Annotated in this window: 11 protein-coding genes; 4 read left to right on the forward strand and 7 right to left on the reverse strand. The window is 58.6% G+C overall.

Translation table 11 applies throughout. The annotated features are described in order from the left end of the window. Positions 1-27 precede the first annotated feature (27 nt). From prpC to acs, 3 genes are all read left to right on the forward strand, one after another. On the forward strand, positions 28-1197 hold the full coding sequence (gene prpC / locus LKE90_RS05440) for a bifunctional 2-methylcitrate synthase/citrate synthase (RefSeq protein ID WP_291492879.1): 1170 nt from the start codon (positions 28-30) through the stop codon (positions 1195-1197). Then, positions 1194-2108 carry a methylisocitrate lyase gene (prpB, locus tag LKE90_RS05445; protein WP_291492880.1) on the forward strand — a complete coding sequence of 305 codons (915 nt, stop codon included), beginning with the start codon at positions 1194-1196 and terminating at the stop codon, positions 2106-2108. The genes prpC and prpB overlap by 4 nt, the downstream gene beginning before the upstream one ends. A 118-nt stretch (positions 2109-2226) precedes the next feature. After that, positions 2227-4182: an acetate--CoA ligase gene (acs, locus tag LKE90_RS05450; protein ID WP_291492881.1), complete on the forward strand. Its 1956-nt coding sequence runs from the start codon at positions 2227-2229 to the stop codon at positions 4180-4182. Between the two features lie 438 nt (positions 4183-4620). Here acs and LKE90_RS05455 read toward each other — a convergent pair whose 3' ends face one another. From LKE90_RS05455 to LKE90_RS05485, 7 genes are all read right to left on the reverse strand, one after another. Next, a complete protein-coding gene (locus tag LKE90_RS05455) occupies positions 4621-4863 on the reverse strand; it encodes a hypothetical protein (protein WP_291492882.1) in 243 nt (80 codons plus the stop codon). 160 nt (positions 4864-5023) lie between these two features. After that, positions 5024-5299 (reverse strand): hypothetical protein, encoded by a 276-nt coding sequence (locus LKE90_RS05460; RefSeq protein ID WP_291492884.1) that lies wholly within the window; start codon positions 5297-5299, stop codon positions 5024-5026. A gap of 148 nt (positions 5300-5447) precedes the next feature. Continuing rightward, a complete protein-coding gene (locus LKE90_RS05465; RefSeq protein ID WP_291492886.1) occupies positions 5448-6212 on the reverse strand; it encodes an ABC transporter ATP-binding protein in 765 nt (254 codons plus the stop codon). After that, positions 6209-7213: a FecCD family ABC transporter permease gene (locus LKE90_RS05470; protein WP_291492888.1), complete on the reverse strand. Its 1005-nt coding sequence runs from the start codon at positions 7211-7213 to the stop codon at positions 6209-6211. Before LKE90_RS05470 ends, LKE90_RS05465 begins: the two co-directional genes overlap by 4 nt. Further along, positions 7210-8040, reverse strand: a complete 831-nt coding sequence (locus tag LKE90_RS05475) for an ABC transporter substrate-binding protein (protein ID WP_291492890.1) — start codon at positions 8038-8040, stop codon at positions 7210-7212. Before LKE90_RS05475 ends, LKE90_RS05470 begins: the two co-directional genes overlap by 4 nt. A gap of 175 nt (positions 8041-8215) precedes the next feature. Next, entirely contained in the window at positions 8216-9496 is a 1281-nt protein-coding gene (locus LKE90_RS05480) for a hypothetical protein (RefSeq protein WP_291492892.1), read from the reverse strand. Positions 9497-9498: 2 nt separating this feature from the next. Further along, complete coding sequence (locus tag LKE90_RS05485) at positions 9499-10518, reverse strand: hypothetical protein (RefSeq protein ID WP_291492893.1); 1020 nt, start codon at positions 10516-10518, stop codon at positions 9499-9501. Positions 10519-10680: 162 nt separating this feature from the next. On the opposite strand from LKE90_RS05485, the gene LKE90_RS05490 reads away from it, so the two are divergent. Beyond that, positions 10681-12063: an RsmB/NOP family class I SAM-dependent RNA methyltransferase gene (locus LKE90_RS05490; RefSeq protein ID WP_291492895.1), complete on the forward strand. Its 1383-nt coding sequence runs from the start codon at positions 10681-10683 to the stop codon at positions 12061-12063. The last annotated feature ends 12 nt before the right edge of the window (positions 12064-12075 follow it).

Consider the following 12075-nt stretch of genomic DNA (forward strand, 5'->3'; position numbering starts at 1 on the left):
CAGAACAAGAAAGAGGAGACGCAGGACATGACGCAAACCTCTCATGAAAAACGCCCGAAAAAGTCGGTTGCGCTGTCAGGCGTCACTGCGGGGACAACCGCTCTGTGCACGGTCGGCCATAGCGGCAACGACCTGCACTATCGCGGCTACGACATCAAGGATCTGGCTGAGAACTGTGAATATGAGGAGGTCGCGCACCTGCTCATTCACGGCCACCTCCCCGACCCTTCGGAACTGGCCGAATACAAGGAAAGCCTGCGCTCCATGCGTGGTCTTCCCGAACAGGTGAAGCGCGTTCTGGAGCAGGTTCCCGCCGCCACGCACCCGATGGATGTGATGCGGACGGGTCTGTCCGCGCTGGGCTGCGTGCTGCCCGAGCGACGTGACCAGAACCCCGTCGGAGCACGGGAGATTGCGGATCGCTGCGTTGCCTCTCTCGGCTCGATCCTGCTCTACTGGTATCACTACGCCACCAACGGACGCCGGATCGAAGTCGAGACGGATGACGACACGGTGGGCGGTCATTTCCTCCACCTCCTGCACGGCAAGGAGCCGCCTGCGGAGTGGGTGAAGGCCATGCATGTCTCGCTCATTCTCTACGCCGAGCATGAGTTCAACGCTTCGACGTTCACCTGCCGCGTGATCGCGGGTACGGGGTCGGACCTGTATTCCGCACTGTGTGGCGGGATCGGCGCCCTGCGTGGTCCGAAACATGGCGGCGCGAACGAAGTGGCGCTCGAAATCCAGCAGCGTTACCAGACGCCGGACGAGGCGGAAGCCGACATCCGCAGGCGCGTGGAGAACCGCGAGGTCGTGATCGGTTTCGGGCACCCGGTTTACACAATCGCCGATCCACGCAACGAGATCATCAAGCGCACGGCGTACGCCCTGTCCCGCAAGAACGGCTCGATGCGGCTCTACAATGTGGCGGAACGACTCGAAACAGTCATGGCGGACACCAAGAAGATGTTCCCCAACCTCGACTGGTTCAGCGCCGTTTCCTACAACATGATGCGCATCCCGACCGCGATGTTCACACCTATTTTCGTCATCGCCCGCTCGGCAGGATGGAGCGCGCATGTGATCGAACAGCGCGAGAACGGCAAGATCATCCGTCCTTCCGCCGAGTATGTCGGACCGGAAGATCGGGCTTTCGTTCATATCCATAATCGCAGCATACAGGAGAAAGCAGCATGACCTATCTGGTCGGCGCGGAAGCCTCTTCAGAATCAGCAGGGTGCCGGTTCCGTAAACTCCTTGATGCTCCCGGCATCCTTCAACTGCCGGGCGCTCATAACGGTCAGGCGGCTCTTCAGGCGAAGGATGCGGGCTTTCAGGCTCTCTATCTCTCGGGCGCGGCCATGACGGCCAGCATGGGGCTGCCGGATCTTGGCATCATCACCATTGATCAGGTGGAGTTCTTCATCCGCCAGATCGTGCGCTCCTCAGGTCTGCCGCTTCTTGTCGATGGTGACACGGGATATGGCGAAACCCTCAATGTGATGAACATGGTTCGCGCGTTCGAGGATTCCGGTGCGGGCGCCCTGCATCTGGAGGATCAGCTTCTGCCGAAGAAGTGCGGGCACCTGAACGACAAGAAGCTCGCCAGCGCGGACGACATGGCCATGAAGGTCAGCGCCGCCCGCCGCGCCCGTCGCGATCTGGTCATTGTGGCCCGAACGGATGCCGCTGCCAGCGAAGGCATCGACGGCGCGGTCGCCCGTGCGAAGAAGTATATCGAAGCCGGGGCGGACGCGATCTTTCCGGAAGCGCTGGTCAACGCCGAAATGTTCCGTGAGTTTGCGAAGCGGATGCCGGGCGTGAAACTGCTGGCCAACATGACCGAATTCGGGCGCACGCCGTTCTACACGGCGAAAGAGTTCGAAGAGATGGGCTATAGCATGATCATCTGGCCGGTCAGTTCACTGCGTGCCGCCAACAAGGCTCAGGCCGATCTGTATGCCACCATCGCCCGCGACGGCAGCACCGAGGCCATGCTGCCCCGTATGCAGACGCGGGAGGAGCTGTATCGCACCCTCCGCTATCATGATTACGAGGCGCTTGATCGCAGCATTGTCGAGACCGTGCTGCCGACCATAGCGGCCTGACCACAGGAAATCCGTCTTCTTTCAATCTGCCACAAGCGGTATTGAAAGAAGCAGACTCAATAGAGGTTACACCACCCGGGCGATTTTACATCGCCCGTTTCCATTCAGGAGAAGACAGGTGTCCACACCCCAGACCGATACAGTCATTTGGGATATTGAAAGCGTTGATACTGACAAGGCGTTGCAGATCACGGCAATGCGCGAACAGGTACAGGCCGATCCTGAAACATTCTGGCTGGATCAGGCGCGACGCCTTGACTGGGAGCGTTTTCCGACTGTCGGGAACCGTTCGACGTTCGAGGACGATGTGTCCATCCGGTGGTATGAGGACGGCAAACTCAACGTCTCGGTCAACTGTCTCGACCGGCATCTGAAGGAACGCGGAGATCAGACAGCCCTGATCTGGCAGGGCAATGACCCGGGTGTGTCGCGTCAGCTCACTTTCCGTGAACTGCATGCGGAAGTCTGTCGTGTCGCCAATGCCCTGAAGAGCCTTGGAATCAAGCGTGGTGATCGCGTGGCGATTCATCTCCCCATGACGGTCGAAGTCGTGGCGTGCATGCTGGCCTGTGCCCGTATCGGCGCGGTTCATGTCGTGCTGTTCGGCGGTTTCTCGCCCGAAGGCATTGGTGAGCGTCTGATCGACAGCGGCGCGGTCGCGGTCATTACCTGTGATGCGGCCAAACGTGGCGCGAAAACCATCCCGCACAAGGAAGTCATTGACGCAGCCCTTCGGCACACTGGCTCCATCGGCAGCGTGAAAAACGTCATCGTCGTGAATGTAAGCGATACCAGCGCTCCCATGACTGCGGGACGTGACCATGATTACGGAAAACTCGTGTCGGGTCAGTCCGATATCTGCGAACCGGAAATCATGAACGCGGAAGATGTGTTCTTCCTGCTTTACACGTCCGGCAGCACCGGCAAACCCAAGGCGATTGTGCATACAACGGGCGGATACCTCGTCTGGGCCGCCTATACCGTTGATGTCACCTTCCCGGCCGAACGGGGTACAACGCACTGGTGCACGGCCGATGTCGCATGGATCACGGGTCATACTTTCGTGGTGTACGGACCGCTGGCCAACGGCACCACGACCCTGCTGTTCGAAGGCCTGATGGGCTGGCCGCAGGCCGGGCGCTGGTGGGATATTATCGATCAGTTCAACGTGTCGAGTTTCTTCACGGCGCCTACCGCCATTCGTGCGCTGATGCGAGATGGCGACGAACTGCCCCGCCAGTACTCCCTTGCCTCCCTCCGCAGGCTGGCTTCGGCGGGCGAACCGATCAGCCCGGACGCATGGCTGTGGTATTATGAAGTGATCGGACAGAAGAAGTGCCCGGTCATCGACATGTGGTGGCAGACTGAAACAGCCGGGCCGATGCTGAGCGCCATCGCGGGCGCCCAGCCGTTGAAACCCGGATGGGCGACGACCGGTATTCCGGGGATTTTTCCGTCTCTCACCAATGAGAAAGGTGAAATCATCGAGAACACGGAAGCGGAAGGCTGCCTCTGCTTTGATGAATCCTGGCCCGGCCAGACCCGTTCGATATGGGGAGATCACAAGCGGTTTCGGGAAACCTATTTCACCTTCAGCAAAGGTCGCTATTTTTCAGGTGACGGCGCTCGCCGGGATGCTGACGGCAATCTCATGATCACCGGCCGCATGGATGATGTGATCAATGTCTCAGGCCACCGTATCGGCACCGCCGAGATCGAGGATGCCGTCGCGACTGACCACTCCGTGGCGGAGGCTGCGGCAGTCGGCATCAATCATGACCTGAAGGGCCAGGGCATTGTCGTGTTTGTCGTAGCGCGTAACACCAAGACGCTGCCTTCCGAGGCACATCTGAGCAAGGTGATCAGCGAACGCGTGGGACGTTATGCCGCGCCGGAGAAGGTTTATCTGGTTCCTGAACTTCCCAAGACACGCTCAGGCAAGATTGTCCGTCGTCTGCTGCGCAAGATTGCTTCCAATGAGACGGACAGTCTGGGCGACCTGTCATCACTGGCGGATACGTCCGTGGTGCCTGCCCTGATTACGCTTGTGCAGAAACAGCTTCAGACAGCGTAAGGAAAGCTGTTCGCACAAGCCTTTAGACTACAACAAAAAATCTCCCGGATTGAGTCCGGGAGATTTTACTGTTTTCCGGCCTTGCCCTGAAAGATGCGCGGGCCGACACTGACACTGGTCAGCGTGCGGATTTTCGTGTCCAGTGATTTCGCTGCACTTTCTCGCCTGCGCAGCCAACAGGCACGATGCCTCACCCAATAGTGCAAGGCTCAATCTTTTCAGTACTTTCTTAATCCACGGTGGCATCCAGATCATATTACATTTTTATTGCGTGGAAACACCGAGGCCGATAAATTCAGAAAACAGATAACACCAAGTATATATTTTTATAATGTAACAGGTTACTCTATCTTAGCCTGAGTTTCCCTTCGTTACACTGAGTTTTACTATCCGTTAATTGATTCCACCTGAAAATGCGATTGTTTCCATATAGGGAGTTCAATCCATGTCCTCTTCAATCTCTTCCATCGGCGGCTCATCAGTAGCGAGCCTTTTCAATACATCATCATCGTCGGATACGAGTTCCAGCTCCAGTTCTTCATCATCGTCGACTTCCTCGACCGACACCACGTCGCAGACTCTCAACAGTGATGGAACCATCACGATCACAGTTACCGATTCAAACGGTAGCATCGTTTCCCAGACGACCGAGGGAACGCCGCGCAGCTCAACTGCCTCCAATAATGACAATCTGGATACTTACGCCTGATCCTGTTTCAGAACGGACATTTAAAGATCAACAGAAAAGGGTTGTCCGGACAAGCCGGGCAACCCTTTTTTCTTGCCAACCATCACTCCCTGAAAACGGAACTGTTTTCAGGGAGTGACAGGAAAGCAGGAATCAGGAATTGCGGATGATGCTGTTCAGGACATCATTGAACGAACCGCCGATCCAGCCGCCATTGGCTCCCGAGAATGAAGGCGTGTTGCAACCGCAATTGTTTGACGGAGGAGGCGGAGGAGCCGGGACATAACCACAGCTGCTGCCACCCCAACTATTTCCACCCCAGCTGCTGCCCCAGTTCCCAAGGCTGCTCAGAACGCCCAGAGCAATGCTGCCGAGCAGAAAACATCCACCCGAAACCTCTGCCATTTCAGCTACGTTAAGTTCACGCATTTTTCTCTCCGATTTAAAACATCTCGAGCGCTCGGGTAGAACAAGAGCATCAGAAAGTAACAAACGTCAACAAAACATTAACATGCATTTATTTTATAGATTTTTCCCTTAATAAATCATTTCTTACACGAAATAAAAAGAACACACCTCAAACCAGATCCCAGGGAATCACGGCATTACAGACGCGCTGCACAGTAACACCATAGACGTCGGAGACCATACTGTCCGTCAATACATCAGTAGGCAGCCCCATTGAAACAAGCTTACCGTCTTTCAGTAACGCCACGCGATCGCAGAATCGGGAAGCAAGAACAAGATCGTGAAGCACCACGACAACCGCCATGCCTTTACGCGACAAATCGCGAAACAGGTTCATCACGGACAGGGCATGGGCCGGATCAAGCGCCGCAATTGGCTCATCCGCCAGCACAACAGGCGCCCGGACGGCCAGCGCCCGAGAAAGCAGAACCCGTGCACGCTCTCCTCCCGAGAGAGAAGTGACGGTCCGGTGAGCAAACTCCAGTGTCCGGGTCTGCTGCAACGCTTCCTCTACAGCCAGCCGGTCTTCATCAGACCGCCCGTTTCCAAAAGGAATACGTCCCAGAGACACAAGCTCCCGCACAGCCATCGGAGGAAGCGTCTCCGCCTCCTGTGGCAGGAACGCTATTCTGCGCGCTCTCCACAAAGCCACCTTTTCAGCGAGATTCACGCCTTCCATCTGCGCAGTCCCCTCATTGGGTGGCTGCAATCCCGCAAGAACACGCAGCAATGAGCTTTTGCCAGCCCCATTAGGACCTATCAGACCAAGCACTTCGCCAGCATGAACAGAAAGGGAAATATCCCTGAGAACAGCCATATTCCCATAACGTAATGTCACCTGATTCACGCGAAGGGTTTCAGGATGTGTCTTCATGAACCGTTTCTTCTCAGAACGCTGACCCGCCAGAAGAACAGAGGCGCTCCAGTCAGGGCCGTCAGCACGCCGACATGCAGTTCAGTGTTTGTCGGGATGAGCCGCGCGCAGATATCCGCCAGAAGAAGCAGAATGCCCCCCCCAAGAAAGGAAGGCAGCAGCAGTCTGCCGGGACGGTGGCCCGTCAGAGGCCGGAGCAGATGCGGCACGACCAGACCAATAAATCCGATAGCGCCCGCCACGGCGACGCCGGAGCCAATGGCCAGCGCTGCGCCAAGAACAATACGGTTCTGCGTTCCCCAGACGCCGCGCAGAGTAAAACCGAGGCTTTCCGCCACCTCATCGCCAAGGGTCAGAGCATCCAGCACACGCCTGCTCATGATCATCAGAAGCGAGCCCAGAACAATACCCGGCAGGCAGAGCCAGACCTGTAGCATGGTGCGGTCCGCCAGAGATCCCATCAACCAGTGCATGATTTCAAAGGAAGCATAGGGGCTCGGCACGAGATTGAGCGTCAGAGCCGTCATGGCGGCGAAGAAACTTGTCAGCGCAGCCCCTGCCAGCAGCAGGCTGACCACACCTCCCTGCCCGGCCAGCCCGAGCAGCAGCACAACCGCCAACAGAGCGCCGATCAACCCGCCAAGCGGCAGGGCGACAGTGCAAACCCCTGCCAGACCGGTATAAAACACCAGCACCGCCCCCAAGGCCGCGCCGCTGGAAACACCGAGCAATCCGGGATCGGCGAGAGGATTACGCAGATAGCCCTGCAACACCGCCCCGGAAAGCCCGAGTGAGCCGCCGATCATGACGGCGAGCAGGGCACGCGGCAGTCTGAGTTGCCCGAGAATGACGGCTCCGACCGTGTCACGCCCCGCCAGAAGATCTTTCAAGGCTGGCAGAAAAGATAATGACGTCTCACCATACGCAACCGCCAGTCCAAACAGCAGAAGCAGAAACGATGTCAGGGTAATCAGCAGGATACGATCAGGATGACGTGTCATTTCCCGCCTCTCTGTATCATTTTCCGTGCCTTTGCGAGTTCTTCGAGTGCGTCAAGGGTTTGTGGCAGACCGCACAACCAGAGGGATGTGGGAACATTGAGACGGCGTGTCCCGTGAAAAGCGCGTTCCAGCGCGCGATTATCCAGCAACGCCTGAGCCTGCGACGTGCCCGGCCCCGAACGGTCAAGAACCAGCAGATCGGGCTGGGCGGAAATCAGTTTTTCGAGCGACATCGCCTGCATCCATTTCCTGCCCGTATCCGTCGAGAGATTCCTGAACCCTGCATGACGCAGCACATCATCCGGCAATGAATTCGCGCCGGTGACAAAGCCATTGGCTGCGTAAATCACGGCTTCCGGCGCATCCGGGAATAACGGTGATGAGAGGTGCGCCAGCCTCTCATCGAAAGCCTTCACCAGAATCTCGCCTCGTTCCGGAACACCCAGCAGCTTCGCCATCCTGCGAATGGAAGCTGGAATATCCGCCAGCGAATCAGCAGGGCCGAACATTTCCAGACGTGTGCCGACGGATTTTGCGGCCAGCAGGGTTACAGGCAATGTCGATGTGCCTGTAACGACAAGATCGGGTTTCAGCGACAGGATGGTTTCCGCATTTGTCCGAATTGCCGGATAATGACGCGCCATGTCGCACAGTGGGGCATTCGCGCAGTCAGACGCCAGTTGGGACAATCCGACAATGGTCGAAGGATCGGCCAGCAGCAGGAGCAACTGATCTGTACAGAGATTGAGGGAAATCACCCGCTCGGGCGGTTTGCCGGAGACCGGTTCACTCGCACTGGTGACTGGAGGCCACAAGAATCCGCTCAAAAACAGCGCCGCGACGCTTCCCACCGCCCTACGAAGACAACGCGCATACAGTCGGTCTCCGGAAAGGGGCATAAGATATGTCGCTCGCAGAAAAATCTTCAGGCTGCCAAAGGCGCTCCTTCCGTAGCGTATTCAGGCTGACGACGCACCCACCCGTCGTTCCGCGCGCATCGGTTCAGCGGGCAGAAGCAGACCACGGCATGGTGAGAGACACATCCCTGCGTACGAAAATCCTGCCTCGTGCTGGCGATGGCAGAAGCTGGAGATAGTCCGTCAGCAGGGATGACGGGCTGGAGGACGCCTCTAACATTTCACACGCATGTATTTTTTCAGCGACCCCCAGACCGGTTATCCGCTCGTCCATATAATGGGCTACCAACTGCTCTATCCCGCCGCGATAATCCGCAAAACGCGAAAAGCTGGCGCCGAGCGACACAAGCTGGCGGAAACGGCGGTTGCCCGTCTCGAAAGAAATCATCAGGGAGTCAGGCCATGCTGTAACCGGCCATGCAATCAGCCGATCCTCCTCCACAAGCAGGGAGAACTGCGCTTTTGCCGCTTTGGCTACGGCCTCCATCAATTCAGCCGCCACCGCTCCGTAAACCGAGCACCGTCCGGCAAAACGGATGAGGGCATGCATCGTCGCCTGCTCATTTGCCTCCAGCCAGAGAAGAACCCGACGTTCCGCTCTTTCGGCAGGTCTGATGCGGGTGACCTCCCGGCTGATCCGATCGCAGCGCACAGTAAACAGCTCGTAAACACCCGTGATGGCGTGATCGCAGAGTTCCAGCCACAGTCTGGCGTCGGGCTGAACATGCGCCACCGCACGCGCTGTCGGCAGAATGATATCAATCTCGTTTCTGGACGTCATGAGCAGCGTCAGAGCGAAACACCAGGCCGTTATCCCCCTTCCCGCCGCCTCTTTCAGAAGCAGGGCGAGATCGTCCCTGTCCGGAACCACCGGCACTACGGCTTTTCTGGACTGAAAGAAGTGTCGCGCCCCCGCGAAGACAAGCTGGATTGCGGGAAGAAGGGTTTCAATGCTGGTTGTCCTGAGCCCCGAAACCTCCGACATCTCCTCCAGCACGGCAGGAGGAATTGGACGCGAAAGAACCTCGGCGGCACGAACCCACAGCATCTGCGAAGCGCGCCAGAGCGGGTCCGCCCATTCCTTTTCATCCAGAGGATCTCTCTCCGGCAGATGCAGCCCATCGCCGAGTTCAATGAGCTTCTCGACCAGAGTTCCCTGCGGGTAGCAGTCCATGATCCAGATGCGTAGAGGTTCCAGCAATGTATCCGGTATGGACCGAGCAGAAAGCTCGCTCGACCTCATCCATTCCGTCGCTGGAACAATGACCGGCCACAACGGACGAAACAGCAGTGTAAAGGAGGTCGCGACCGGCCCTTCGGCAGAAAACGGCTCACGTCTGATATTGGGCAGAACAGGAAGCGTCATGCTCAGTTCTCCTTGATATCGTAAAAGAGACTCATGTGAATCAGTCTCTCGTTGCGCTCTTCGATATAAAGGGCGCGATCGACCTCGGGCGGCCATGACGTGAACGACGGCCTCCCCACACTGGCCAGAGGCGAACGCGCTGCCGACGCATGGTTGCTATGCGAGAGAATCTGCGCCAGCGACGCCAGATCGGCGAGCATGTGAACAGCGCAGGGTGCGCGGGGAATCTCTTCGAGCAGCAGGGCGAAGCGCACCCAGCCGTCCAGAGTGGCGATTTCCCGGATCGCTCCCTCGTATGAGACGTTGAAATGCGCAAGACGCGCCGGATCGTTGAGGAGTCCCGCGTGCGCCACATAAAGCGCCTCAATGCGTCGCAGGGCTTCCGTCGCCACCATGATCACCCGCGCCGTGACGAGAGCGTTCCCCTCCAGAGAATTGAGGCAGGGTGCGAGCCCTCTCAGCGCATTCCGGACAATCGCCAGACGGGGCGGAACGCGTTCATTGAGCGCCATATCCCCTTTTCCCGCCCGTATGCAGGCTGGAGAAAATCCCAGATGGAAAAAAATATTTTCCAGATAGGCAGACAGGCCGGGATGCACCGCGATGCCGGCCAGCAGTTCAGACACGCTTCGATGAATGGCTGCCCGCCGGACAGTCCGCCCGTTGGTCGCGATGCGGGCGAGTTTCTGCGTCTCCCGTCCCGCGAATCCTTTGGCCGCGGTATCAAGAAACCGCTCCCTGACATCCTGTGGCGTCAGGGTCTGGAAAGAGACCAGATGACGGATGAGAACCCGGTCAAACGCCGTCAGTGTAAACCCGAGAATGTCCCGCCCGTCGATCCCGGCCACCATCACACCGGTCCCGAACGGATTGGGCACAAGAAGCCGGGGCTGTTCATCAGGGTAAACCCTGAGAGCCATGCCCCCGCAGAGCGGGCTGGTGGCAGGGAGAAAAATGGTGATCCCGGTGGAAAGAGAAAGTGTCTGTCGCAGCGGGACAGGATCGACGATGAGAGTCTCCATGGGCGGTCCGGCCATGTCCTTTCAAACATTCGGCATGATATGAATTAAGAAATGCGCTCACTGAAAACGTACTGCTAAAAACCTGTCGGCGGCTAAAAACCCACTGGCACCGACCAGCCTGACGTGCGATGTCCTCGCCAGCCGATATTCACACCGGGAACAATGAACATTCCGTCAAATACTTCGCAGCCCCGCTCCCGCAACGGATCGAAAAAAACCGACCCTGCCAAAACAGGTCAGGTCAGGGCACGCCGATCACGCACGCCAGCCGCGCCGGTTGTTCCTGATCCGACACGGGAAATTGCGTACGACATCGTGCGGGGCGTGATCGAAAACCGCCGCATGCTGGAAACGACGCTCGGCCGTTCACAGGAAGCACGCGAGGCCGAGCCGCGCGACCGTGCGGCCGCGCACCGTCTGGGTGCCGCGACGCTTCGTCATCTGGGAACGTTGTCCACCGTGCTGGAACCGTTCCTCCGCAAGCAGCCGCCCGAGCCGGTCCGCGTGGCGCTGCTCATCGGCGCCTGTCAGCTTCTGTTCCTTGAAACGCCGCCTCATGCGGCTGTCGGCACCACGGTCAATCTGCTGCGTCGCCGCGATCTCGCGCCATTCGCCGGACTGGCCAACGCCGTCCTGCGAAAGGTCGCCGCACAGGGCGCGACGCTTCTGGAAGGCCTTGATCAGGAACGGCTGAACATTCCCGGTTGGATGTGGTCGTCGTGGAAATATCTCGGCCCGGGTGTCGCCCGCAAAATCGCCCGTGGACTGGAGCAGGAAGCCCCGCTCGACCTGACCCTGAAATCTGATGCTCCTCCAATGGAAGAAGGAATTGTCCTTCCCACAGGATCGGTGCGCTTTCCGGCTGGAACCCGCGTTCCCGAGCTACCCGGTTTCGAGGAAGGCACATTCTGGGTTCAGGACGCCGCCGCGGCTCTCCCCGCCCGTCTTCTGGCGGCAAAGGCGGGTGAGCATGTGGCCGATCTCTGCGCGGCTCCCGGCGGCAAGACGGCGCAACTCGCCTGCACCGGCGCTCAGGTAACGGCGCTGGAGCGTGATCCCACCCGTCTGGAGCGGCTGAAGGAAAACCTTACCCGCCTGAAGCTCGATACGGTCAAAACAGTGTGTGCCGATGCGGCAGCGTGGCAGCCGGACGCGCCGCTTGACGCCATTCTGCTGGACGCTCCCTGCTCCGCCACCGGCACGGCGCGTCGTCACCCGGATTCCCTGTGGATCAAACGTCCTCGCGACCTCGCCACCCTGATTGAAGCGCAGACAGGTCTTCTTGCTGCTGCGGCGCAGATGCTGAAACCGGGCGGGCGTCTCGTTTACGCCGTCTGCTCGCTTCAGCAGGAAGAAGGGCCGGATCAGGCCCGCAAAATTGCCGGTCAGTTCGGTCTCAGGGCCGACCCGATCAGGCCGGAGGAAATGCAGGATCTTCCCGAGGCCCTGACGCCTGAGGGATGGGTGCGTACCCATCCCGGTCTCTGGCCGGACCTCGGCGGAATGGACGGCTTCTTCGCGGCGCGCTTCATCAAGGAAGGCTGAAGGATCGCAGGA

This window comes from Acetobacter sp. (genome assembly GCF_022483985.1).
Lineage (GTDB): Bacteria > Pseudomonadota > Alphaproteobacteria > Acetobacterales > Acetobacteraceae > Acetobacter.